The organism is Streptomyces sp. NBC_00249, assembly GCF_026342355.1.
GTDB lineage: Bacteria > Actinomycetota > Actinomycetes > Streptomycetales > Streptomycetaceae > Streptomyces.
Window position 1 is genome coordinate 147284 of sequence record NZ_JAPEMV010000008.1, and the last position, 23145, is coordinate 170428.

General features: G+C 72.5%; 18 protein-coding genes, 2 tRNA genes and 1 pseudogene. 3 read left to right on the top strand and 18 right to left on the bottom strand.

Annotation, left to right across the window (positions count from 1 at the left end):
* Positions 1–31: 31 nt before the first annotated feature.
* Positions 32–1924: a long-chain fatty acid--CoA ligase gene (locus OOK31_RS30385; protein ID WP_267090588.1), complete on the bottom strand. Its 1893-nt coding sequence runs from the start codon at positions 1922–1924 to the stop codon at positions 32–34.
* Between the two features lie 238 nt (positions 1925–2162).
* Positions 2163–4028 carry a translation elongation factor 4 gene (gene lepA / locus OOK31_RS30390; protein WP_267090589.1) on the bottom strand — a complete coding sequence of 622 codons (1866 nt, stop codon included), beginning with the start codon at positions 4026–4028 and terminating at the stop codon, positions 2163–2165.
* 224 nt (positions 4029–4252) lie between these two features.
* Between lepA and rpsT the strand changes: the two genes are divergently transcribed.
* On the top strand, positions 4253–4519 hold the full coding sequence (rpsT, locus tag OOK31_RS30395) for a 30S ribosomal protein S20 (RefSeq protein WP_267090590.1): 267 nt from the start codon (positions 4253–4255) through the stop codon (positions 4517–4519).
* 189 nt (positions 4520–4708) lie between these two features.
* Here the strand turns inward: rpsT and OOK31_RS30400 are convergent, their stop codons facing one another.
* The gene (locus OOK31_RS30400) at positions 4709–5278 is read right to left on the bottom strand and encodes a TetR/AcrR family transcriptional regulator (protein ID WP_267090591.1); all 570 of its coding nucleotides are present in this window, start codon (positions 5276–5278) and stop codon (positions 4709–4711) included.
* Between the two features lie 92 nt (positions 5279–5370).
* Between OOK31_RS30400 and OOK31_RS30405 the strand changes: the two genes are divergently transcribed.
* Positions 5371–6804 (top strand): MFS transporter, encoded by a 1434-nt coding sequence (locus tag OOK31_RS30405; protein ID WP_267090592.1) that lies wholly within the window; start codon positions 5371–5373, stop codon positions 6802–6804.
* A 220-nt stretch (positions 6805–7024) separates the two neighbouring features.
* On the opposite strand, the gene holA is transcribed toward OOK31_RS30405, so the two are convergent.
* Complete coding sequence (holA, locus tag OOK31_RS30410; RefSeq protein ID WP_267090593.1) at positions 7025–8017, bottom strand: DNA polymerase III subunit delta; 993 nt, start codon at positions 8015–8017, stop codon at positions 7025–7027.
* A 61-nt stretch (positions 8018–8078) separates the two neighbouring features.
* On the opposite strand from holA, the gene OOK31_RS30415 reads away from it, so the two are divergent.
* Entirely contained in the window at positions 8079–8321 is a 243-nt protein-coding gene (locus OOK31_RS30415; protein WP_267090594.1) for a hypothetical protein, read from the top strand.
* A gap of 29 nt (positions 8322–8350) precedes the next feature.
* On the opposite strand, the gene OOK31_RS30420 is transcribed toward OOK31_RS30415, so the two are convergent.
* The 14 genes and pseudogenes from OOK31_RS30420 to OOK31_RS30485 all read right to left on the bottom strand — a co-directional run bounded on the left by OOK31_RS30420 (position 8351) and on the right by OOK31_RS30485 (position 23036).
* Positions 8351–9211, bottom strand: a complete 861-nt coding sequence (locus tag OOK31_RS30420) for a YceI family protein (RefSeq protein ID WP_267090864.1) — start codon at positions 9209–9211, stop codon at positions 8351–8353.
* Between the two features lie 172 nt (positions 9212–9383).
* Positions 9384–11714, bottom strand: a pseudogene (locus OOK31_RS30425) (ComEC/Rec2 family competence protein); the annotation flags it as partial.
* Positions 11715–11743: 29 nt separating this feature from the next.
* Positions 11744–12319 carry a ComEA family DNA-binding protein gene (locus OOK31_RS39465; RefSeq protein WP_323188271.1) on the bottom strand — a complete coding sequence of 192 codons (576 nt, stop codon included), beginning with the start codon at positions 12317–12319 and terminating at the stop codon, positions 11744–11746.
* A gap of 980 nt (positions 12320–13299) precedes the next feature.
* Positions 13300–14145: a DegV family protein gene (locus OOK31_RS30435; RefSeq protein ID WP_267090596.1), complete on the bottom strand. Its 846-nt coding sequence runs from the start codon at positions 14143–14145 to the stop codon at positions 13300–13302.
* A gap of 181 nt (positions 14146–14326) precedes the next feature.
* Entirely contained in the window at positions 14327–15088 is a 762-nt protein-coding gene (locus tag OOK31_RS30440; RefSeq protein ID WP_267090597.1) for a hypothetical protein, read from the bottom strand.
* A 155-nt stretch (positions 15089–15243) separates the two neighbouring features.
* Positions 15244–18114: a leucine--tRNA ligase gene (leuS, locus tag OOK31_RS30445; protein ID WP_267090598.1), complete on the bottom strand. Its 2871-nt coding sequence runs from the start codon at positions 18112–18114 to the stop codon at positions 15244–15246.
* 283 nt (positions 18115–18397) lie between these two features.
* Positions 18398–18470: transfer RNA gene (locus OOK31_RS30450), tRNA-Ala, on the bottom strand.
* A 152-nt stretch (positions 18471–18622) separates the two neighbouring features.
* Positions 18623–18856 carry a hypothetical protein gene (locus OOK31_RS30455; RefSeq protein ID WP_008738908.1) on the bottom strand — a complete coding sequence of 78 codons (234 nt, stop codon included), beginning with the start codon at positions 18854–18856 and terminating at the stop codon, positions 18623–18625.
* A gap of 143 nt (positions 18857–18999) precedes the next feature.
* Positions 19000–19072 (bottom strand) — tRNA-Ala (locus OOK31_RS30460).
* Positions 19073–19241: 169 nt separating this feature from the next.
* Entirely contained in the window at positions 19242–19862 is a 621-nt protein-coding gene (locus OOK31_RS30465; RefSeq protein WP_267090865.1) for a histidine phosphatase family protein, read from the bottom strand.
* A gap of 74 nt (positions 19863–19936) precedes the next feature.
* Positions 19937–20383, bottom strand: a complete 447-nt coding sequence (gene rsfS, locus OOK31_RS30470; RefSeq protein WP_267090599.1) for a ribosome silencing factor — start codon at positions 20381–20383, stop codon at positions 19937–19939.
* Positions 20384–20502: 119 nt separating this feature from the next.
* Positions 20503–22155, bottom strand: coding sequence for an LCP family protein (locus OOK31_RS30475; protein WP_267090600.1), 1653 nt, complete (start codon positions 22153–22155; stop codon positions 20503–20505).
* A 24-nt stretch (positions 22156–22179) separates the two neighbouring features.
* Entirely contained in the window at positions 22180–22797 is a 618-nt protein-coding gene (gene nadD / locus OOK31_RS30480; protein ID WP_267090601.1) for a nicotinate-nucleotide adenylyltransferase, read from the bottom strand.
* A gap of 71 nt (positions 22798–22868) precedes the next feature.
* Complete coding sequence (locus tag OOK31_RS30485; RefSeq protein WP_267090602.1) at positions 22869–23036, bottom strand: hypothetical protein; 168 nt, start codon at positions 23034–23036, stop codon at positions 22869–22871.
* Positions 23037–23145: the final 109 nt, after the last annotated feature.

The window sequence follows — 23145 nt, forward strand, 5'->3', positions numbered from 1 at the left end:
GCCCCTGTCAGGGGTCCGGCCCGGGCCGCGGTCAGGCCTCGCGGGAGCCCGCGTACATCTCGTCGATGAGGTACTTGAACTCGCGCTCGACGACCGGGCGCTTCAGCTTGAGGCTGGGCGTGAGGTCGCCGTGCTCCACGTCCAGGTCGCGGGGCAGGAGGCGGAACTTCTTGACCGTCTGCCAGCGCTGGAGGCCCTCGTTGAGGGTCTGGACGTAGGTCTCGATCAGGCGGCTGGTCTCCGGCGCGGCCAGGACCTGGGCGTACGTCTTGCCCTCCAGGCCGTTCTCGGCGGCCCAGACCAGGATCGACGGCTCGTCGAGGGCGACCAGGGCCGAGCAGAAGTTCCGGTCGGCGCCGTGCACGACGATCGTCGACACGTACGGGCAGATCGCCTTGAACTGGCCCTCGATCTCGGCCGGCGCGACGTACTTGCCGTTCGAGGTCTTGATCAGGTCCTTCTTGCGGTCGGTGATCCGCAGGTAGCCGTCGGGCGAGAGTTCGCCGATGTCGCCGGTGTGCAGCCAGCCGTCGGACTCCAGGACCTCGGCGGTCTTCTCCGGCTGCTGGTGGTAGCCCTGCATGATGCCGGGGCCGCGCAGCAGGACCTCGCCGTCGTCGGCGATGCGGACCTCGGTGCCGGGGAGCGGCTTGCCGACGGTGCCGGTGCGGTAGGCCTCGCCGGGGTTGACGAAGGAGGCCGCGCTGGACTCCGTCAGGCCGTAGCCCTCCAGGATGTGGATGCCGGCGCCGGAGAAGAAGTAGCCGATCTCGGGGGCCAGGGCGGAGGCGCCGGAGACGGCGGCGCGCAGCCGGCCGCCGAAGGCCTCGCGGAGCTTGGAGTAGACGAGCGCGTCCGCGATCTTGTGCTTGGTGGTGAGGCCGAAGGGGGCGGTGGCCCGGCCGGTGCGGCGGAAGTTGTCCTGGGTGACCTTGGCGTACTCGCGGGCGACGCCGACGGACCACTGGAAGATCTTGTACTTGGCCCCGCCGCCGGCCCTGGCCTTGGCGGCGACGCCGTTGTAGACCTTCTCGAAGATGCGCGGGACGGCCGCCATGTAGGTGGGCTGGACGACCGGCAGGTTCTCGATGATCTTGTCGATCCGGCCGTCGACGGCGGTGACGTGCCCGACCTCGATCTGGCCGGAGGTCAGCACCTTGCCGAAGACGTGGGCGAGCGGCAGCCACAGGTACTGGACGTCGTCCGAGTGGATCATGCCGGTGGCCACGGTGGCCTTGGCCATGTACGACCAGTTGTCGTGCGGCAGCCGGACGCCCTTGGGGCGGCCGGTGGTGCCGGAGGTGTAGATGAGGGTGGCGAGCTGGTCGGCGGTGATGGCCGCGATCCGCTCCTTGACGGCCTCGGGGTGCTTGGCGAGGTACTCCTTGCCGCGCGCCTCCAGGTCGGCGAGGGAGAGCACCCAGTCCTCGGCGTCCCCGTCGGCCGCGATCGCGTCGGCCGCCTCCAGGACCACCACGTGGGCCAGGTTCGGCAGGTCGGCGCGGCGCTCGCGGGCCTTCGCCAGCTGCTTGCCGTCCTCGGCGATGAGCACCCGGCTCTCGGAGTCGGCGAGGATGAACGCCGACTCCTCGGCGTTGGTGCTGGGGTAGATCGTGGTGACCGCACCGCCCGCGCACATCACGCCGAGGTCCGAGAGGATCCACTCGACCCGGGTGTTGGAGGCGAGCGCGACCCGTTCCTCCGGCCGCAGCCCGAGGGTGATCAGTCCGGCGGCGATGGCGAAGACCCGATCGGCCGCCTGCCCCCAGCTGAGCGACTTCCAGTCGTCGGGGCCGCCTTCCGGGCCGGCCGCGGGCACGGGGAAGCGGTAGGCCTCCGCGTTCGGCGTGGCGGCGACGCGGTCAAGGAAGAGGGCCGCCACGGTGGGCGGGCGGTTCTCGATCAAGGTCTGTGTGTCGCTCACGACATCCTCCGGACCGGTCCACGACGGGGCGTGGTGCGTGGGGCGCTTGGCACTGGCGGGTTTATCAGACTGGCGGGTTTTTAAACTGGCGAGTAACCATCGAGCAGTGATCAGACTAGAGGCCGTCCGCCCGGCGCGTAAGGGCCCCCGAGCGGCCGCTTCATAACGAAAAGGGCCCCCATGCGTCAGCATGTGGGCCCTTTCGCGCGACTTGGGGCAGCGGTGCGGCCCCTCGCCGCTACTTCTTCTTGGCGCCGGACTCGTCGCTGGAGAGGACGGCGATGAAGGCCTCCTGCGGGACCTCCACGGAGCCGACCATCTTCATCCGCTTCTTGCCTTCCTTCTGCTTCTCCAGCAGCTTCCGCTTACGGGAGATGTCACCGCCGTAGCACTTGGCGAGGACGTCCTTGCGGATGGCGCGGATGGTCTCGCGGGCGATGACGCGCGAGCCGACGGCCGCCTGGATCGGGATCTCGAAGGCCTGCCGCGGGATGAGCTCGCGCAGCTTGGCGACCAGGCGCACGCCGTAGGCGTACGCCGCGTCCTTGTGGGTGACGGCCGAGAAGGCGTCGACCTTGTCGCCGTGCAGCAGGATGTCGACCTTGACCAGGCCGGAGGCCTGCTCGCCGGTGGGTTCGTAGTCCAGGGAGGCGTAGCCGCGCGTCTTGGACTTCAGCTGGTCGAAGAAGTCGAACACGATCTCCGCGAGAGGGAGCGTGTAGCGGATCTCGACGCGGTCCTCGGAGAGGTAGTCCATCCCGAGGAGCGTGCCGCGGCGCTGCTGGCAGAGCTCCATGATCGCGCCGATGAACTCGGAGGGCGCGAGCAGGGTGGCCCGTACGACCGGCTCGAACACGTCCCTGATCTTGCCCTCGGGGAACTCGCTCGGGTTGGTGACGGTGACCTCCTTGCCGTCCTCCAGGACGACGCGGTAGACCACGTTCGGCGCGGTGGCGATCAGGTCGAGGCCGAACTCGCGCTCCAGGCGCTCGCGCACCACGTCCAGGTGGAGCAGGCCGAGGAAGCCGACGCGGAAGCCGAAGCCGAGCGCCGCCGAGGTCTCGGGCTCGTAGACCAGCGCGGCGTCGTTGAGCTGGAGCTTGTCCAGGGCCTCGCGCAGGTCGGGGTAGTCCGAGCCGTCGAGCGGGTAGAGGCCCGAGAAGACCATCGGACGCGGGTCCTTGTAGCCGCCGAGGGCCTCGGTCGCGCCGTTGTTCAGGCTGGTGATGGTGTCACCGACCTTGGACTGACGGACGTCCTTCACGCCGGTGATGATGTAGCCCACCTCGCCGACGCCGAGGCCGTCGGAGGGGGTCATCTCCGGGGAGGAGACGCCGATCTCCAGCAGCTCGTGGGTGGCGCCGGTGGACATCATCCGGATGCGCTCGCGCTTGTTGAGCTGGCCGTCGACGACACGGACGTAGGTGACCACGCCGCGGTACGAGTCGTAGACCGAGTCGAAGATCATCGCGCGGGCCGGGGAGTCCTTGGGGCCGACCGGGGCCGGGACCGTGGCGACGATCTTGTCGAGCAGCGCGTCCACGCCGAGACCGGTCTTCGCCGAGACGCGCAGGACGTCCTCGGGCTGGCAGCCGACCAGGTTCGCGAGCTCCTCGGCGAACTTCTCCGGCTGGGCGGCCGGCAGGTCGATCTTGTTCAGGACCGGGACGATCGCGAGGTCCTTCTCCATCGCCAGGTACAGGTTGGCGAGGGTCTGGGCCTCGATGCCCTGGGCAGCGTCCACCAGGAGGACCGTGCCCTCGCACGCGGCGAGGGAGCGCGAGACCTCGTAGGTGAAGTCGACGTGACCGGGGGTGTCGATCATGTTCAGGATGTGCGTGCTGCCCTGGCCCTCGCCCTCCGTGGGGGCCCAGGGCAGGCGGACCGCCTGCGACTTGATCGTGATGCCGCGCTCACGCTCGATGTCCATGCGGTCGAGGTACTGGGCGCGCATCTGCCGCTGGTCGACGACACCGGTGAGCTGGAGCATCCGGTCGGCGAGGGTCGACTTGCCGTGGTCGATGTGCGCGATGATGCAGAAGTTGCGGATCAGCGCCGGGTCGGTACGGCTCGGCTCGGGCACGTGGCTGGGGATCGCGGGCACGCAGTGTCCTGGTTCTCGGTCGCAGTCGGAAGCGTCGGTCGGTCGGTCCTGGTCGGATCCTTCGGATCTACACGCAGACTCCCATGGTCCCATGGACGGGGCAGTGCGCTCGGTTTGGGCCGGTCGGAGCGCGCCTGGTAGCCTGGGCAGCTGTGTCTCGTATGCCCTCTCAGCTGTCGGGACACAATCCGAAGATCAAACTCTGAACCTGAAAAGGCTCTTTCGTGGCGAACATCAAGTCCCAGATCAAGCGGAACAAGACCAACGAGAAGGCGCGCCTGCGCAACAAGGCCGTCAAGTCGTCGCTCAAGACCGCGATCCGCAAGGCCCGCGAGGCCGTCCTCGCCGGTGACGTCGAGAAGGCCACCGTGGCTTCCCGCGCCGCCGCGCGTGCGCTCGACAAGGCTGTCTCGAAGGGTGTCATCCACAAGAACGCCGCCGCCAACAAGAAGTCGGCGCTGGCTGCCAAGGTTGGCTCCCTGCAGGGCTGAGCCCCTGATGTGAAACGCCGGTAGGGACCCAGCGGGCCCTCTCTCCCGCTCCTTCACCGGCACCTCGCGCCGCACGCGGCCTGCGTTCGCCACGCGGGTGCGGCGCACACCAGCAGTAGTCGAAGGCCCCGGCCACCACCCTTCCCCAGGGTGGCGGACGGGGCCTTCGTCATGCCCGGGGCGCGGCCGTCAGCCGGTGGCGGGCGGGGCGGCCAGTGCCCCCAGGACCGTCGGGGTGAGGACGTCGGGGGCCCGCTCGGGGTCCAGCCGGCCCGCCTGAACCTCGGCGGCGGCCGCGTGGACGAGGCTGTAGACGACGGTCACGAGCCAGTCGACGGACAGGTCGCCGCGCACCTCCCCCGCCTCCTGACCTCGTACGACGAGGCTCCGCAGGGGAGCCAGGACCCGGTCGTGGCGCTCGCGCAGGGCCTCGGGCGGCAGGGCGGCCGAGGCGGCGGCGAAGACGGCGGAGTGCCGGTCGAGGAGCCGCCAGGAGGTGCGGACGAGGTGCGCGAGGTCCCGTTCGCCCTCCAGGGCGGCGGCGGCCTCCGTGACGGCCCGGTCGAGGGCGGCGTCGAGGAGTGCCTCGCGGGTCGGGAAGTGGGAGTAGAGCGTGACCCGACTGACTCCGGCGGCGCGCGCGATGGCGGCCATGCTCGCCTGCGGGTCGGCGAGGAAGCAGTCCAGGCCGGCGTCGACGATGGCGGCGCTGTTGCGCTCCGCGTCGGCGCGGCGGGGGCGGTGGGCGGCGGTGACCATGGAGCCAAACTTAACAGTTCTGTTCACATTTCAAGGGGAGGCCCGCATACTCAATCCCTGACACCACTGTTAACTTTAGGAGCGGCTTCGCCATGCCCCCGCACGCCCCGCACTCCCCGAAGTCCCCGCATCCCGGGCACCCGTCGCACTCCGGGCACCCCGCGCACTCCGGGCACCCCGCGCACCCCGCGCCGCCGGACGGTACGCAGCACCCGCACCGCTGGCGGCTGCTCGTCCTCCTCTGCCTGGCCCAGTTCATGCTCATCGCCGATGTGACCGTGGTGAACGTGGCGCTGCCCGCCATCGCCTCCGACCTGGACCTGTCCCCGTCGGGCCCGGCCTTGGTGGTCACCGCGTACGCCCTGTTCTTCGGGAGCCTGCTGCTGGCCGGCGGGCGACTGGCCGACCGGTTCGGGGCGTCCCGGATGTTCCTGACCGGGCTGACCGTGTTCACCGCGGCCTCGGTGGCCTCGGGGCTCGCCGCCGACGGCACCACCCTGATCGTGGCGCGCGCGGCCCAGGGCGTGGGGGCGGCGCTGCTCTCCCCGGCGGCGATGGCCCTGGTCATGGCGCTGTTCCAGGGCCCCGCCCGACACCGCGCGCTGGGCGTCTGGGCAGCGGTCGGCGGCGCCGGCGCGGCTGTCGGGGTGCTGCTCGGCGGGATCCTGACCGACGGCCCCGGCTGGCGTTGGATCTTCTACGTGAACCTCCCGGCCGGGCTGCTGGCACTGATCGCCGTCCCCCTGCTGCTGGGCCGGTCGCTGCGCACGCCCCCTGACCGCCCCGCCCGGCGGCAGCCCCTGAACGTGGCGGGGGCGGTCCTGCTGACCCTCGCCTCCGCCGGGCTGGTCCAGGGCCTCTCGGAAGGTTCCTGGCTCTGGACGGCCGGAGCGCTGGCGGCCGTCGCCGCCCTGGCGGTGCTGGAACGCCGCACCGGCAACCCCCTGCTGCCGCCCGCCCTGCCCGGCCGCCGCGCCCTGCTGGGCGGCAGCGCGGTGATGCTGGGGGCGGCGGGCCTGCTGGTCGCGGGCTTCTACCTGAGCTCCCTGCACATCCAGCACACCCTGGGGCGGAGCCCGCTCGTCACCGGGCTGGCGTTCCTGCCCGTCGCGGTGGCGGTCACCGCGGGCGCACACCTGGGCTCGGTCGCGGTCGCCCGCTTCGGCTGGCGCCCGACCGGCGTGGCGGCCTTCGCCCTGGCTGCCGCCGGCGCCGCCCTCGCCTGGACCGGCGGGCTCTGGACGGGCCTGGTACCCGGCTTCGCGGTGCTGGCCTTCGGACTCGGCGCGGCCTTCGTCTGCGCGACGACGGCCGCCATGGCCGAGGTCCCGCCGGAGCACAGCGGGCTCGCCTCCGGCCTGATCGGCACCGCGCACGAACTCGGCGCCGCCCTCGGCGTGGCCGCCCTCACCTCGGCGGCGTTCCCCACCCTGGCCCTGCCCGCCCTGGCCCTGGCCGCAGCCGCCGCCTTCCTGCTCCCGCAGGGCCGCCCGGACCCCACCGCGGCCCGCGCCATGGCGCACTGATCTTTTGGGGGCTCCTTCGCCTCCGGGGCGCTGGATGCCGTGCTCTCAGCCCGTCCGTGCTCGAAAACCGCTCGTTCCTCGCGGTTTCCTCCGCGCGCACGGGCTGAGAGCACGGCGCGCCCCTTCGGCTCAGGAGCCCCGTGCGAGCTGCGAGCGGGGCTCTTGGGCGGGGTTCCCGCGCGGGTTGGGCGGGTTCCAGCGTGCAGCCGGTTTGGGCTGCCTACCTCCGGCTGGGCCTGGCGGCTCTGGCCACCGCCACGACGGCCTTCTCCAAGGCGTATTCGGGGTCGTCGCCCCCGCCCTTGACGCCCGCGTCGGCGGCGGCCACCGCACGCAGCGCGTCGGAGACGGCATCCGCGGACCAGCCCCGCATCTGCTGCCGGACCCGGTCGATCTTCCACGGCGGCATCCCGAGGTCCCGCGCCAGATCACCGGGGCGGGCCCCGCGCGGGGCGGAGGCCAGCTTGCCGATGGCCCGGACCGCCTGCGCGAGGGCGCTGGTGATGAGGACCGGGGCCACTCCGGTGGACAGGGACCAGCGGAGGGCTTCGAGGGCCTCGGCGGCCCGGCCTTCCACGGCCCGGTCGGCGACGGTGAAGCTGGAGGCTTCGGCCCGGCCGGTGTAGTAACGGCCCACCACGGCCTCGTCGATGGTGCCCTCGACGTCCGCGCACAGCTGCGCGGCGGCGCTGGCCAGCTCCCGCAGGTCGCTGCCGATCGCGTCGACCAGGTTCTGGCAGGCCTCGGGGGTGGCCGAACGCCCCAGCGTCCGGAACTCGCCCCGCACGAACGACAGCCGGTCGGCGGCCTTCGTCATCTTCGGGCAGGCGACCTCCCGGGCACCCGCCTTGCGTGCCGCGTCCAGTACGCCCTTGCCCTTGACCCCGCCCGCGTGCAGGAGGACCAGGGTGATCTCCTCGTACGGTGCCGCGAGGTAGGCCTTGACCTCCTTGACGGTGTCCGCGCCCAGGTCCTGGGCGTTGCGCACGATCAGGACCTTGCGCTCGGAGAACAGCGAGGGGCTCGTCAGCTCGGCCAGCGTGCCGGGCTGCAGCTGGTCGGAGGTGAGGTCCCGCACGTCGGTGTCGGTGTCGGCCGCGCGGGCGGCCGTCACCACTTCCCGCACTACGCGGTCGAGGAGGAGGTCCTCCTGCCCCACCGCGAGGGTGATCGGGGCGAGCGGATCGTCGGTGGAAGTCTTCTTGGCGGCCATCGCCTCCAGCATCCCACGCCGCACCGACAGTCCCCCGCGCCCGGTACCGGAGAATGGTCGGGTGAACGTGCGACATGTACTGGTCCTGCCCGACCGCGACGCCGCCGAGGAAGTGGCCCAGGAGCTCCTCGACCGCTTCGGCCTCCCGGAGGAGCCCCAACTGGTCCGCGACGCCCTCGCCGGTGAGGACGACGCCGAGGACGCCCAGTGGCTGGTGGTCGTCGAGGACCCGCGGGAACGGCTCGACACCACGTCGCTGGACGACCTCGCCGCCGAGTACGAAGGCTGGCTGGAGGCCCCGTAACGGTCCCTGCCGCCCTCGCCCCCGCCCTCCTAGGCCTTGTGGACGATCTGCACGTCGAGTGCCACTTCCACGTTCGACCCGATCGCCGCGATGCCCTGGGCCAGCATCGACTGCCAGTTCAGGGCGAAGTCCTCGCGGTGCAGTTCGGCCGTGGCCCGGCAGGCCGCCCTGGGTTCGCCCTCCAGGCCCGTTCCGTTGCCCAGGTACTGGGTGTCCAGGGTGACGGAACGGCTGACGCCGTGGAGGGTGAGGGCGCCCGCGACCGCCCAGCGGCTGCCGCTGCGGTGGATGAAGCGCTCGCTGTAGAACTCCACGGTCGGATGCCTGGCCGCATCGAGGAAGTCCGCGGAGCGCAGGTGGTCGTCCCGCATCCGCAGTCCCGTGTCGATGCTCGCCGCGTCGATGATGACGTGCATGGAGGAGTCCTCCATGCGTTCCGCGATCCGCACCGCTCCGGCGAAGGTCGTGAACCGGCCGTGGATCCGGGCGAAGCCGATGTGCCGGGCCGTGAACGCGATCGACGAGTGCGTCGGGTCGAGCTCCCAGTGCCCGGGCTGCGGCAGCAGCGGCGGCTCCACCGCGTCCAGGATGATCTCCGCGGTGCCGGGCTGCGCCGGGTCCCCGACGAGCGTCGCCCCGTGGAACGGCGCGTAGCCCTCGGCGGTGACGGTGAGCCGGTACTCCCCTTCCGGCATGGCGGCGGTGAAGCCCCCGTACGGGTCCGTCTCCCCGCTGACGACCCGCCTGCCGATCGGGTCGGTCACCTCGAACTTGGCCTGGCGGACCGGCTGATGGACCGTGTCGAGCACCCGACAACTCAACAGCCGTGCCGTAGGCGGCAACGTCAGAGTCGCGGATGTGTGTGAGCTGGCACTCCCGGCCGTCTCCATCCCCCGTCGGCGACCGAACATGGCTGATGCACCCCCGTGCTGTGTGGACTTGGACCGTTCTGGCGAAGACGCATTCGATCATGCTGTCGGGTTGTGGGCAAACAGAAGGGTCGCGCCCGGTATGCCCGCGCCGTTTCCGGCGCCGTCCGGCCGGAAAGGCACGGGTCCGCGGACCACTGCCCACGATGGCCACGGAACCGTCCGTGTCGGTGCGCAGTACGGCCGTCCCCCGCTCCCTGAGCCGTGCGAGCGTGCTCGGCGCGGGGTGCCCGTAGCGGTTGCCGGCCCCTACGGGGACGAGGGCGATCCTGGGCCGGATCCGGTCCTGGAGGCCGGGGTCCTGGTGCGCCGAGCCGTGGTGGGCGACCTTCAGCACATCGACGGGTCCCAGCTCCGGATGCTCTCTCAGCAGGGCTTGCTGCGCGGGCGGTTCGAGATCCCCCAGCAGCAGGAGCGTCAGCCCGGAGGTGCGCACCAGCAGGGCGACGCTCGCGTCGTTGGGCCCCTCCGGCACGGGGCCCACGGCCGACGGCCACAGCACCTCCCACTCCAGCTGCCCGGCCCGCCGCCGCTCGCCCGGGGCCGCCGGCACGACGGGCACCCGGGCGGCCGCCGCGCTGCGGCGGACCGCCTTCGCCTGCGCGGACGGCTCCTCCAGCGTGGTGGTCTGAATCACAGCCACGGACCGGCCCCGCAGCACCCCGGAGAGCCCTCCGACGTGGTCTGCGTGAAAGTGCGTCAGCAGGAGCAGCGGGACCCGGCTGACGCCCAGGGCGCGCAGGCAGGCGTCGACCGGCCCGGGCTCAGGCCCGGTGTCCACCACGATCGCCGTCCCCAGCCCGACGGCGATGACGCCGGCGTCGCCCTGCCCGACGTCGCACTGGACGTAGCTCCAGTCGGGCGGCGGCCAGCCGGTGAGCGTGCGGGTCAGCTGCGGCGGCCGCAGCACGGCGATCAGCAGCAACAGCGCGAGGGCGGCGCAGACCCCGCGCCGTCGGCCGAACCGGGCCCCGAGCAGTACGACGGCCACCGTGACCGCGCCCAGCAGCAGCCCGCCCGTGAGCCCGCCGGGCCAGGGCAGCTCCGCCCCCGGCAGTCGCGCCCCGGCCCGCGCCACGGCGGCGATCCACCCCGCCGGTACCCCCGCGCACCAGGCGAGCGCCTCCGCGACGGGCATGCACAGCGGGGCCGCGGCGAGCGCCGCGAAGCCCAGCACGGTGGCCGGGCCCGCCGCGAGCTCCGCCAGCAGGTTGCACGGCACCGCTACGAGGCTCACCCGGGCGGAGAGCACCGCCACCACCGGCGCGCACACCGCCTGCGCGGCGGCGGCCGCCCCCAGCGCGTCCGCGAGGCGCGGCCTCGTCCCGCGCGCCTGCAGTGCCGCGCTCCAGCGGGGTCCGAGGGTGAGCAGGGCCCCGGTGGCCAGTACCGAGAGCAGGAACCCGTAGCTGCGGGCCAGCCACGGGTCGTAGAGGACCAGCAGCAGCACGGCCCCGGCCAGCGCCGGGACGAGGGACCTTACCCGGCCGGTCGCGAGCGCGAGCAGGGTGACCGCCCCGCAGGCGGCGGCCCTCAGCACGCTCGGCTCGGGCCGGCACACCACGACGAAGGCCAGCGTGAGCGCCGCCCCGCACAGGGCGGTGGCCCGCAGCGACAGCCCCAGCCGGGGCGCGAGCCCGCCCCGCTCGACGTGCTGCGCGCGGGACGGGGGCCCGATGAGCAGGTACAGCACCACCGTCAGGTTGGAGCCCGAGACGGCCAGCAGGTGCAGCAGGTCGGTGGCCCTGAACGCCTCGCGCAGGTCGGCCGGGACCCGGGAGGTGTCCCCGACCACCAGCCCCGGCAGCAGCGCCCTGGCGTCCGGCGGGAGCCCTTCGGTGGCCGCCCGCAGCCCGGCGCGCAGCCTCCCGGCGAGGCGCTGCGCGGTGTCCGGGCCGCCCGTCACCGTGGGCGGGGTGTCCCCCGCCGGACGGAGCAGCGCGACGGCCCGCTCCCCCGCCTCGGCCGGTGCCAGCCGGGCCACCACCTCGACCCGCGTCGAGGGCTGCAGCTCGGCCCATCCGGGATGCCCGGCCAGCACCCGCACGGGCGTCCCCACCCGGGTCCGCGTCCCGTCGGGGCCGCTCACCCCGGTCACCACCGCGTCCAGGACCACCACCGGCGGCCCGCTCCCGCCCCGGCTGACCCGGGGGTCGGAGCCGACGGTGAGCTCGGCACGTACGCGGGCGTGTTCCCCGGCGAGTACGGCCACGGGCCCCGCCCGCGCCTCGGCCCGCTCCAGCCCGGCCACTCCCGCCGCGGCGGCCGCGCACAGCAGGGCGGCGGCCACTGCCGTGCCGGCCTGCCGCAGCGCCTGCGGCCGACGCCGGCCGGCCGGCAGCAGCACCCCCGCCACGGCCACCGCGAGCCCGGCCCCGACGGCGGTCCACGCGCCCGGCGCCCCGAGGGCGAGGGCGGCCGCGGCCCAGGCGGCCACCGCCGGCACCGCGAGCCGCAGGTCCATCGGCCCGGCCTCCTGCGGCCCGGCGGCGCTCACGGCCGCACCAGCTCGCGCAGCTCGGCGAACCTTCGCTCGCCGATCCCGTCGACCTGCCGGAGGTCCTCCACGGACCGGATCCCGCCCCGGGCCGTACGGAACTCCACGATGTGCCGGGCGAGCACCGGGCCGACCCCCGGCAGCCCGTCCAGCTGCTCGACGGTCGCACTGGCCAGGCTCAGCGGTCCCGGACCGGCACCGCCCGGCCCGCCGGGGGGCGGCGGCTGCGCCGTGGCCCCCACCAGCACCTGTTCCCCGTCGACCAGCACCCGGGCCCGGTTGAGCCCGGTGGTGTCGGTACCCGGCCGCACTCCCCCGGCGGCCTCCAGCGCGTCCTGCACCCGCGAGCCACTGGGCAGCCGCCGCACGCCGGGGTCCCGGACCTTGCCGCTGACGTCCACCACGATCCGGGCACCCCCCGGCGCGGCCGAGCCGCCCGGGAGGGGGGCCGGAGCCGGTACCGAGGCCGGGGCGACCACGGCGGGCGCCGTCACCGGCCGGGGCCGGCCCGACCAGTACTGCTGGGCGGCGAACCCCACGGCCACGACCAGCACCACCGCCACGGCAGCCACCGTCCGGGGCTCCACCCCGCACCGCACCTGCACCCACACCGGCAACCGCTCCCGCACAACCCCCCACCGAACCCCCGAACCCCCCACCCCACCCCCCGACACCCTCTCCACCCCGGGCCCCGACTCCGCCCCCACCTCCAGCCCCGACCCCGAGCCCGACCTCGGCTCCGGCCTCCGCCTCGACCCCAGCTCGGCCCCCTGCCCCTGGACCTTCCCCGGCCCCTGCTCGGGCCCCGACCTCTGCTCCGACCCCACCCCAGGCCCAGGCCTCGAGTTCGACCTCGCCCCCAGCTCAGGCCCCACCTCCCGCCCCGACCCCGACCCAAACTCCGGCCCCGGCCCCGGCTCCCGCCCTGTCCCCGTATCGGGATCCGGCCCGAGCTCCGGCTCCTGTCCCGGCCCAGGCTCCGGCCCCCGCCCTGGTACCGGGCCCGGCCCCGGTCCCCGCTCCGGCGGCGGGACGCCCCCGGCCAGCAGGGCCTCGGCCCGGCGCCGCAGGACGGCGGGGTCGGGGCGGGCCCTGGCCCGGGAGCGGAGTCGGCGCCCGCCCCGCAGCCGTCCCTCGGAACCCGGCGGCCGCCCGGGACCACTGGCGGCACCGCCGCCACGCCCACCACCGCGCCCACCGACCCCGCCCACGGCATCGGACCCGACGGATGCCTCGGATCCAACGGGCCCGGGGGTCCCGACAGGCCCAGGGGGTCCAACGCGGCCGGACGGGCCGACTGCCTCTGAGAGGCGCTGCGCATCATGCGTTCGAAGAGTCATGCCACGACGCTAGGGGCGAACCCGGACCACCGCTCGGAGCCCCCAATTCCGGTGGACAGACCGCCCATTGTGGATAACCCCGCCACCCCTTCCGGTGACGGCCCACCCACGCCGCCCACCCGCGACCAACGGCCGCCGACCGACAGCCGGCAACGACGCCCGGGGCAAACCGGGCAACCGCAACCGCCCCCGACCTCAGCCGGCCCCCGACCTCAGCGCGGCGAGACGACCGCCGCCAGCAGGCCCGGTCCGGTGTGCGCGCCGATCACCGCGCCGACCTCGCTGACGTGCAGTTCGACCAGCCCCGGGATGCGCTCGCGGAGCCGCTGCGCGAGCTTCTCGGCCCGCTCGGGGGCGGCGAGGTGGTGGACGGCGACGTCGACGCTGCGCGAGCCCGCGCGCTCGACGGCCAGCTCCTCCAGCCGCGCGATGGCTTTGGAGGCCGTGCGCACCTTCTCCAGCATCTCGATCCGGCCGCCGTCCAGCGTGAGCAGCGGCTTGACCGCCAGCGCGGAGCCGAGCAGGGCCTGCGCGGCCCCGATCCGTCCGCCGCGCCGCAGGTAGTCGAGGGTGTCGACGTAGAAGTACGCCGACATCTCCGCCGCCCGCTTCTCCGCGGCGGCCACGGCCTCGTCGACGGAACCGCCGGCCTCGGCCACCTCGGCGGCGGCGAGGGCGCAGAACCCGAGGGCCATCGCCACCATGCCGGTGTCGACGACCCGGACCGGGACGGGTGCGGTCTTCGACGCGACGACGGCGGCGTCGTAGGTGCCGGAGAACTCGGCGGAGAGGTGCAGGCTGACGATGCCCGTCGCACCGGCGTCCACGGCGGCCTGGTAGGCCCGTACGAACTCCTCCGGGCCCGGGCGGGAGGTGGTGACGGGGCGGCGCTTCTGGAGGGCCACGGCGAGGCTGCGCGCCGAGATCTCGGTGCCTTCCTCCAGGGCCTCGTCCCCCAGGACGACGGTCAGGGGGACGGCCGTGATCCCGTGCCGCGCCATCGCCGCTGGGGGCAGGTAGGCCGTGGAATCGGTGACGATCGCGACATGGCGGGACATGAGCCGGAGGTTACCGGCAGCGGGGGTGATCCGGCAGCCCGGGCCTCCCCGTCCGCCTCCCCGCCCACCTCTCCACCCGCCCCGGAGCCCGCCTCCAGGCCGCTCCCGACGGCCCTCCAGTCCCCCGACCGGCCACCCACGCGCCCGCGGCCGCGCCAGGCCCCCAGCACCCCGACGCCCCTCAGGTCGTCGTCTCGGGCCTCGGTGCCTTCTGCCAGGGATACCGCGCGGCCGGCGCGGCGGGATTCAGCGCGGCCGGCCGGGACTCCCCGCCCCGCGCCGCCTGTCCCTGCCCGGCCTCCGGAGCGGCCCCGGCCGCCCCCGGGACGGCCCCCTGAGCCCCCTGCTGCGCGTCCCACGCGGCCGCGGCGGCCGTCAGGTCGTCCACCGACTGCCGGGACCAGTCCCGCAGCGCGCCCGACTCGACCTCGATCTGCGCCGACAGGACGTCCAGGTCGTCTTCCGAGAACTGCCGGGCACGGTCCCGCGCCGCCCATCGCAGCGAGTCCGCGGCCTGCGTGATCTTGGCGGTGCGCTCCCGCAGGTCCGGGAGGCTGTCCGCTATGCGCTTGCGGTCGGGTTCCTGCTCCAGCCGCTTCAGCTCGTCGTCGAGCTCGTGGCCGTGCGCGCTCAGCCGCTCGAAGAGCCCGATCGACTCCCTCAGCGAGCTGTCCGTCTGCACCCCTTGGTAGAGCGCCTGCTGCGTGGCCCGCATCGAGGTGCGCAGGTCCAGCCTGAGCTGCGCCAGCGCGCCCGTGACCCCGACCTGGCCGATGCTCTTGGCCTTCAGGGTGGTGTCCTCCACGGTCCGGCGGGCCTGCGTGATCGTACGGTCCACGCCGCGCTTCGCCGCGCCGACCACCTTCACCGTGGCCCACACGCCCAGCCCCAGGAAGGCGAACAGCACCAACAGGGCAAAGATGAGCAAAGCGCCCGCCTCCATGAGGTTCCCTTCCTCGGCCTACTGCGTCCTCTCCACCGTAAACGCCACGGGCAGGCCAGGGGTTCCAATCGAACCCCCAACCTGCCCGTACGGGATCACCCCTACTCGGCGCCGAAACCTCGACCCCGAAGCTCCGGCGCCGGAGCCGGGACCCCTCAGATGACGATGTTCACCAGCTTCGGCGCGCGCACGATCACCTTGCGGATCTCGGCGCCGCCCAGCGCGGCGACGACGCCCGCGTCGGTGACCGCCAGCTGCTCCAGCTCCGCGTCGGAGATGCCCGGCGCCACCTCCAGCCGCGCCTTGACCTTGCCCTTGACCTGCACCACGCACGTGACGGTCTCGTCCACGACGTACGCCGGGTCCGCGACGGGGAAGTCCTGGTGGACCACCGAGTCGGTGTGGCCCAGCCGGTGCCACAGCTCCTCCGCGATGTGCGGCGCCAGCGGCGCCACCAGCAGGACCAGCCGCTCGGCGACGGAGCGCTCCAGCGGGCGGCCCGCCTTCGTCAGGGTGTTGTTCAGCTCGGTGATCTTGGCGATGGCGGTGTTGAACCGCAGCCCCGCCATGTCCGCGCCGGCCCCGTCGATGGCCTTGTGCAGGGCGCGCAGGGTGGCCTCGTCGGGCTCCCCGTCGACGACGGTGACGGCGCCCGTCTCCTCGTCGACGATGTTGCGCCACAGGCGCTGCAGCAGCCGGTACTGGCCGACGACGGCGCGGGTGTCCCAGGGACGGGAGACGTCCAGCGGGCCCATCGCCATCTCGTACAGGCGCAGGGTGTCGGCGCCGTACTCCTCGCAGATCTCGTCGGGCGTGACGGCGTTCTTCAGGGACTTGCCCATCTTGCCGTGCTCACGCTTGACCGGCTCGCCCTGGTGGAAGTAGCCGCCGTCGCGCTCCTCGACCTCGGCCGCCGGGACGTACACACCGCGCGCGTCGGTGTAGGCGTACGCCTGGATCATGCCCTGGTTGAAGAGCTTGTGGAACGGCTCGACCGAGGAGACGTGGCCCAGGTCGAACAGCACCTTCGACCAGAAGCGCGCGTACAGCAGGTGCAGCACCGCGTGCTCGGCGCCGCCGACGTACAGGTCGACGCCGCCGTGCGGCGCGCCCTCGCGCGGGCCCATCCAGTACTGCTCGATCGCCGGGTCGACCAGCGCGGCGGCGTTGTTCGGGTCCAGGTAGCGCAGCTCGTACCAGCAGGAACCGGCCCAGTTGGGCATGGTGTTGGTCTCGCGGCGGTACTTGCGCACGCCGCGGCCGTCGCCCAGGTCCAGTTCGACGTCGACCCACGCCTCGTTGCGCGACAGCGGGGTCTCCGGCTTGGAGGTGGCGTCGTCGGGCTCGAAGGTGCGCGGCGAGTAGTCCTCGACCTCGGGCAGCTCCAGCGGCAGCATCGACTCGGGCAGCGGGTGCGCGACGCCGTCCTCGTCGTAGACGATCGGGAAGGGCTCGCCCCAGTACCGCTGGCGGCTGAACAGCCAGTCGCGCAGGCGGAAGTTGACGGTGCCCTCGCCGATGCCGCGCGCGGTCAGCCAGTCGGTGATGGCGGCCTTGGCGTCGACGACGCCCAGGCCGTCCAGGGAGATGCCCTCGCCCGTCGAGTTCACGATGGTGCCGTCGTACGAGGAGAACGCGTCGTCCCACTCGGCCGGGTCGGCGTCGCGGTCGTCCGAAGGCTCCACGACGCAGCGCACCGGCAGCTCGAAGGCGCGCGCGAACTCGAAGTCGCGGCTGTCGTGCGCCGGTACGGCCATGATCGCGCCGGTGCCGTAGCCCATCAGCACGTAGTCCGCGATGAAGACGGGTACCTGGTCGCCGCTGACCGGGTTGGTCGCGTACGCGCCGGTGAAGACGCCGGTCTTGTCCTTGGCCTCGGCCTGGCGCTCGACGTCCGACTTCGCGGCGGCCTGCTTGCGGTACGCGTCCACGGCCTCGCGGGGGCTGGCGGAGCCGCCGGTCCACACCTGGTGCGTGCCCTCGGGCCACTCGGCCGGGACGATCTTCTCGACCAGCTCGTGCTCGGGCGCCAGCACCATGTAGGTCGCGCCGAACAGGGTGTCGGGACGCGTGGTGAACACCGTGATGGCGTCGTCGCCGACGGCGAAGTCGACGCGCGCGCCCTCGCTGCGGCCGATCCAGTTGCGCTGCTGCAGCTTGATGGCCTCGGGCCAGTCCAGCGCGTCCAGGTCGTCGATCAGCCGGTCGGCGTACGCGGTGATCCGCATGTTCCACTGGCTCAGCTTGGCCTTGAAGACCGGGAAGTTGCCGCGCTCGGACCGGCCGTCGGCGGTGACCTCCTCGTTGGCCAGTACGGTGCCCAGCCCGGGGCACCAGTTCACGGGCGCGTCCGAGGCGTAGGCCAGGCGGAAGCCGTTCAGGACGTCGGCGCGCTCGCCGGCCGTCAGGCCGGCCCAGGCGCGGCCGCCGGGGACCTCACGGGTGCCGTCCTCGAAGGCGGCGACCAGCTCGGCGATGGGGCGGGCCTTCTTCGCGTCGGCGTCGTAGAAGGAGTTGTAGATCTGCAGGAAGATCCACTGCGTCCACTTGTAGTACTCGGGGTCGATCGTCGCGAACGAGCGGCGCTTGTCGTGGCCCAGGCCCAGACGGCGCAGCTGGACCTTCATGTTCTCGATGTTCGCCTCGGTCGACACGCGCGGGTGCGTGCCGGTCTGCACGGCGTACTGCTCGGCCGGCAGGCCGAAGGCGTCGAAGCCCAGGGTGTGCAGGACGTTGTGGCCGGACATCCGCTGGTGGCGGGCGAAGACGTCGGTGGCGATGTACCCGAGCGGGTGGCCGACGTGCAGTCCCGCACCGGAGGGGTACGGGAACATGTCCATGATGAACTTCTTGGGCCGTGCGACGACCGCGGGGTCGCCTGCCAGGTCACCGGTGGGGTTCGGGGCCTCGTACGTGCCCTCCGCGTCCCATACGTCCTGCCAGCGTGCCTCGATGTCGGCGGCCATGGCAGCCGTGTAACGGTGCCCCTCGGCCGCCTCGGGGGCCGGGGTGTTCGTCTCGCTCATGATTTCTGAAGCTCCATCGATCGTCTCTGCCGTCTCTGCCTGCCCAAACGAAAAAGCCCCTCGCACAGGAGGGGACGCCGCGCCGATGCCGACCGTCTCGAAGGGTCGGTACTGATCAGCGCGGCTCGGTAAGCAGAAGGCGTACGGCACGCATGGCGTCAGGGTACCGCAGCGGCCCCTACACCTGCCCGGCCGTTCCGTACAGCGGTCACGACGGGAAGACCGGCACTGCGGGTACGACGAGAAGCGGGCCACCCGATCCGGGTGGCCCGCTTCTTCACTGTGGAGCTAAGGAGAATTGAACTCCTGACCTCCTGCATGCCATGCAGGCGCTCTACCAACTGAGCTATAGCCCCTTGTTCCTGCTGTTCCTGCTTGCCGCTTCGGTTTCCCTTGCCGGTTCCCCTTGGCGACGTCCCAAACATTACACGGTCATGGCCCTGGTCCAAAAATCGGTTTCCACGCGACCCGAGCCATGCCCGTTTTGCCCTGCTCCGCTACCGCTTCGTCAGGCTCTGGCGAACTGATAGAACCGCTTCAGCGTGCAGTGCTCGTCGAGCAGCCGACCATAGATCGGCTCTCCCTCCAGCTCCCGGTACGTCTCGATCGGGTCGCCTTTTATGATCAGCGCCCGCGCGCATTCCTCGCACCAGTACTGGTAGTCGGGATTGACCGGGTCCATGTCCCGCACGATCGGCGTGCCGTTGTTGCACCAGTCGCACCGCCGCCGGTGTGCACCCATCCGTCAGCGACTCCCTCCCGCGTCGGGCCGTCGTGTCCCCCTCCGGCCGTCCGATTCTGCCATGACGGTAGCGGCCGGGTCAGCAAGCACAAAAGGAACAAACGCAAGGATCCCGCCCCCTGTTGGGGACGGGATCCTGATTGTGGAGCTAAGGAGAATTGAACTCCTGACCTCCTGCATGCCATGCAGGCGCTCTACCAACTGAGCTATAGCCCCGCTCTCCGCTGCGCTTCCCCCCGTTTCCGGTGTTCTTCGCTGCGAACAAGAAGAACTCTAGCCTGTGACCAGCCGGAAAGTGAAATCCGGGTCCGAGCCGCCCCGCGACGCTCCGCGCGAGGGCTCGGACGGCGCCCGGCCGGTACGCGGCCGGCGCCCGGTCAGGGGCTCAGTCGTCGTCGCCGAGCACCGGTTCCGGCAGGGTGCCGGCGTTGTGTTCCATCAGCCGCCAGCCGCGCGCGCCCTCACCGAGGACGGACCAGCAGCAGTTGGAGAGCCCGCCGAGGCCCTCCCAGTAGTACGCCTCCAGGCCCAGCAGGCGGCCGATCGTCGTACGGATGGTGCCGCCGTGGCTGACGACGACGAGGGTGCCGCCCTCGGGCAGCCGGTCGGCGTGGCCGAGCACCACCGGAGCGGCGCGGTCGGCGACCTCGGTCTCCAGTTCACCGCCGCCACGGCGGACGGGCTCGCCGCGCTTCCACGCCGCGTACTGCTCGCCGTACTTCGCCAGGATCTCGTCGTGCGTGAGGCCCTGCCACTCGCCGGCGTAGGTCTCGCGCAGTGCCTCGTCGTGCTCGACGGACAGGCCCGTGACGGCCGACAGCTCGGCCGCCGTGGCGGAGGCCCGCTTCAGGTCGGAAGCCACGATGGCGTCCGGCTTCAGCGAGGCGAGCAGCCGGGCGGCGCGGCGCGCCTGCGCCACGCCCGTCTCGGTCAGCTCGATGTCCGTGGAGCCCTGGAAGCGGCGCTCCAGGTTCCACGAGGTCTGGCCGTGCCGCCAGAGGACGATCTTCCTGCCTGACGTGCTGGACTTGCCGGCGCCGGAATCGGCGGCGGCGCTGGTCTTGCCCGTGTCGGTCGCGCTCAGAACAGATCACCGTCCAGTTCGTCGTCGCCCTGCGCCTCGCGCAGCTTGGCGTGCTCCTCGGCCTTGCCGAGGGTGAGCTTGGCGTCCTCGGGGAGCTCGATCTCGGGGCAGTCCTTCCACAGGCGCTCCAGCGCGTAGAAGACGCGCTCCTCGCTGTGCTGGACGTGGACGACGATGTCGACGTAGTCGAGCAGGATCCAGCGGGCGTCGCGGTCGCCTTCGCGGCGCACCGGCTTGGCGCCGAGCTCCTTGAGCAGCCGCTCCTCGATCTCGTCCACGATCGACTTGACCTGGCGGTCGTTGGGCGCGGAGGCGAGCAGGAAGGCATCGGTGATCGACAGCACATCGCTGACGTCGTACGCGATGATGTCGTGCGCGAGCCGGTCGGCCGCGGCCTGGGCGGCGGCGGTGATGAGCTCGATGGAGCGGTCCGTGGCGGTCACTGGCCATGCTTTCGGGTTGGCGGGCAGATCCTTACAAGGGTCTCATGTACCGCCGACACCGCCCGCGCGGAACGTCCCGCGCGGGCGTATCCCCTGTTCACGGCCCTGACCGAAGGTGGTCAGGACGCCTTGTAGTCCTTGCCCAGGGTGACCACGACGTCCGCGTTCACGGTGTTCTCCGCCTTTTTCACGGCGCTCTCCGCGAGCCCGAGGGTCTTGGCGACCTCGAGCGCCCGGTCCCGCTGGGCGTCGTCCTGGTAGGTGATCTGCGAGGTGGCCGCGGTCCGGTCGGACCTGCCGCCGTCGACGAATCCGTAGCCGCCGTTGAGCAGGGCCGCCTTCGCCGCGATCCGGGTCTTCTCGTCGCCGGTGGCGTCCTTGAGGCCCACGCGGAGGGCGGCTCCGGGCTGGGCCGCGGTGAAGGAACCGCCGAGCAGCTCCTTGACCACCTTCTTGTTGGCCTCGTCGGTGAGGCCGCCGTCCGCCTTCACCCCGAGCAGTTCGGTGCGGTACGCGCCCACCTTGGCGTGCTCGCCGATCCGCGACAGCAGGGCGCCGAGGTTCTGCGCGTCCAGCCCCGGGTCGAGGATCTGGCCCATGCTCTCGACGGTCGTGGCCGCCGCCTTCGGGTCGCCGGGGATCTTGCGCAGGACGGCCTGGAGCACCTTGCCGGTGCGCTCCAGCTGCTTGGCCTCGGGCTCGCCCGGGGCCCGGTACGTGGCGTAGGCGACGGCCATCGCGCCGGTGAGGCTCTGCTTGGGTCCCTGTCCGACGGCCGGGGTCCTGGCCTGGTCGTCGGCCGGGACCGCGACGTCGGTGTCGGCCTCGACGCCGCCGAGCAGCTCGACCAGCCGTTCCAGGAAGGGGGTGTCCAGGCGCCAGGTGCCGCCGATGCGGGTACCGAGGACGGTGTCGAGGGCTTCGCGGGTGCCGAGGGCGCCGGCGTCGACCGCCTTGCCGAGGGGGGCTCCGGTGCCGTCCTGGCCGGGGATTGCGAGGGTGTTGGGCAGCAGGACGGTGGCGCCCTGGCGGGTGGTGACGTTGTCCACGAGGAGGGCGGTGGAGCTGCCGCCCCGCTTGGTGTTGCGCAGGTGCACGACGATCATGTCGCGCTTCTGCGCCCCGGCGGCGGCCGCGGGGGCCTTCTTGTCGCCGGGGCCGTCGAGGAAGGGCAGCTTACCCGCGTACCAGAGGTAGCCGATGCCCCCGACGACGGACAGGGCGAGGACGACGACCAGCGCGACGATCCGGTTGCGGCCGCGGCGGCGGGCCTCCTCGCGCCGTTCGGTGCGGCTCTCGGTGAAGGCCAGCCAGTCGATGACGTCCTCGGAGTCCTCGTCGGGCTGGTCGATGAAGGCGAACTGCTCGGTGCGGTAGTCCGGGTCCTGCGGCACGGCCGGGGCACCGGCCGGCTCCCGGCGCGGCTCGGGCACCGGGGCGGCGCCGGGCGGCTCGGGGCGCGGCCCGGCCGGGGCGCCCTGCTGCGGGATCCACTGCTGGGCCTGCTGGGTGTCGTACCCGTAGGGCGGGGCCTGGGGGTACTCCTGCTGGGGCGGGTAGTACGGCTGCTGCGGCTGCTCGTACGCATACGGCTGTTCGTACTGCTGCTGCGGCTGGGGCTGCTGGTACTGCTGCTGGCCGTACTGCTGCGGCGCGGGCTGCGCGGGCACGGGGGCGTAGACCGGCCTGCCGTACGGGTCGTAGCCGACGAGCTGCTGCGCCTGGGCTGTGTGCGGATCGTATCGGCCGTACTGATCCTGTGGGTCGGTCACCGCGGGGCCCCTCTCTCCGGAAGCTCAGGCTCCCCGGTACAGCTCACGCTTGTCGATGTAACGCACGACACCGTCCGGCACCAGGTACCAGACGGGATCGCCCTCGGCGACGCGTGCGCGGCAGTCCGTGGAGGAGATGGCCAGGGCGGGGACCTCCACGAGGGAGACGCCGCCCTCGGGCAGTCCGTCGTCGGTGAGCACGTGGCCGGGCCGGGTGACACCGATGAAGTGGGCGAGGGAGAAGAGCTCGTCGGCGTTGCGCCAGGTGAGGATCTGGGCGAGGGCATCGGCGCCGGTGATGAAGAACAGGTCGGCGTCGTCGTTGAGCGCGCTCAGATCCCGCAGGGTGTCGATGGTGTACGTCGGGCCGCCGCGGTCGATGTCGATGCGGCTCACCGAGAACTGGGGGTTCGAGGCCGTCGCGATGACCGTCATGAGGTAGCGGTCCTCGGCGGGCGACACGGCCCGCTGCGACTTCTGCCACGGCTCGCCCGTGGGTACGAACATCACCTCGTCGAGGTGGAAAAGGGCGGCGACCTCGCTGGCGGCCACCAGGTGTCCGTGGTGGATCGGGTCGAACGTCCCACCCATCACGCCGAGCCGGCGCTTGACCGGGCCCGTAGGCACTTCCTGCTCTCCCATGAGCGCAGAGCCTACTGGCCCGGTGGCACGTCCACTGAGGTCCGGACCCGAAACGGGGGTCTGCGGCCGGTTCAGCGGTCGCGGTTCAGGCGCGTGGTCACCCAGAGCATGAGGAGCAGGATGACGAAGGCGCCGCCACCGGTCAGGTACGGGCTCAGGCTGTCGTGGTTACCGCCGTGCTGCTCGGCTCCCTCCGAAGCGAGAACGACCAGGTTGTGGGCGGTGGTGGAGAGGCTCATCAGGCAGGTACCTATCGAGTCGGGGAGCGGGCGGAGATTTCGCTCACATCGTATGCGGGGGCCCGGGGCACGCTCACGCCGACTCAGGCGTTGGAGAGGATAGGCACCA

Bases quoted from the DNA above. Each gene is read 5' to 3' on its own strand.
- OOK31_RS30435 (WP_267090596.1), bottom strand. From the start codon at position 14,145: ATGTCCCGCCATGTCGCGATCGTCACCGATTCCACGGCCTACCTGCCC.
- holA (WP_267090593.1), bottom strand. From the start codon at position 8,017: ATGGCCGCCAAGAAGACTTCCACCGACGATCCGCTCGCCCCGATCACC.
- OOK31_RS30440 (WP_267090597.1), bottom strand. From the start codon at position 15,088: ATGGAGGCGGGCGCTTTGCTCATCTTTGCCCTGTTGGTGCTGTTCGCC.
- OOK31_RS30405 (WP_267090592.1), top strand. From the start codon at position 5,371: ATGCCCCCGCACGCCCCGCACTCCCCGAAGTCCCCGCATCCCGGGCAC.
- OOK31_RS30400 (WP_267090591.1), bottom strand. From the start codon at position 5,278: ATGGTCACCGCCGCCCACCGCCCCCGCCGCGCCGACGCGGAGCGCAAC.
- OOK31_RS30485 (WP_267090602.1), bottom strand. From the start codon at position 23,036: ATGAGCCTCTCCACCACCGCCCACAACCTGGTCGTTCTCGCTTCGGAG.
- leuS (WP_267090598.1), bottom strand. From the start codon at position 18,114: ATGAGCGAGACGAACACCCCGGCCCCCGAGGCGGCCGAGGGGCACCGT.
- OOK31_RS30420 (WP_267090864.1), bottom strand. From the start codon at position 9,211: ATGGAGACGGCCGGGAGTGCCAGCTCACACACATCCGCGACTCTGACG.
- nadD (WP_267090601.1), bottom strand. From the start codon at position 22,797: ATGGGAGAGCAGGAAGTGCCTACGGGCCCGGTCAAGCGCCGGCTCGGC.
- OOK31_RS30455 (WP_008738908.1), bottom strand. From the start codon at position 18,856: ATGGGTGCACACCGGCGGCGGTGCGACTGGTGCAACAACGGCACGCCG.